The sequence below is a fragment of the Alicyclobacillus suci genome (genome assembly GCF_017329615.1).
In the GTDB taxonomy this organism is placed as follows: Bacteria; Bacillota; Bacilli; order Alicyclobacillales; family Alicyclobacillaceae; genus Alicyclobacillus; species Alicyclobacillus suci.
Window position 1 is genome coordinate 1 of the sequence record NZ_JAFMTW010000152.1, and the last position, 634, is coordinate 634.

General features: G+C 49.8%; 1 protein-coding gene and 1 pseudogene. Both read left to right on the forward strand.

The window, feature by feature from the left end:
* A pseudogene (locus J3482_RS20200) lies at nucleotides 1-319 on the forward strand (hypothetical protein); the annotation flags it as partial.
* The coding region (locus J3482_RS20205; protein ID WP_236018427.1) for an ATP-binding protein at nucleotides 316-634 on the forward strand (319 nt) is incomplete at its 3' end. The pseudogene J3482_RS20200 and the gene J3482_RS20205, both read left to right, overlap by 4 nt.

A 634-nucleotide genomic window follows, 5' to 3' on the forward strand; every position in this document is an offset into this window, starting at 1 on the left:
CGATGGACACATTGCCAGTCTCCAAACATTCCTTCACAACCTGTTCCTTAAACTTCTGGGAAAACTTACGTCTGACCATGAACAATCCCTCCTGAGTCTTTCCTTCTACAAACATCAGGTCTTGTCCAATTATATAACGGGGCTTAAGACAGACAACATTAAGCTGGTTTGCGCAAGAAACAAGGACAAACAGGTACAGCGTGAGTTCCTGCTTGGGAACGAGAGCAAGGACATCTCAGAACACGCCATCCAACAACTGCGCCAGTACGATGCGTTGCTTCGCACCAGTTCCGTAGAACGGGAGGCGGTGAGTGCATGAGTAGCAGCCACACCACACCGCGCAAGACCTGGCATGACGCGATTATCCAGTACACCAAGGAACTGCGATTACCCATGATCCGGGCGCACCTAAGCGAACATGTCACTGAAGCACAGCAACGCGACATGACGTACGAGGAGTTTCTTGGATTGTTACTTCAACGCGAGTGCGATGCCAGACAGGAATCGTCCGTGAAGAACCGCATTCGTTTGGCGGAGTTCACGTACAAGAAATACCTTGAGGACTTGTCTGTGCCTGACCTTCCGCCAGATGCGCAACAGAAGCTTAAGCTGTTAAAGAGCCTTGATTTCATTA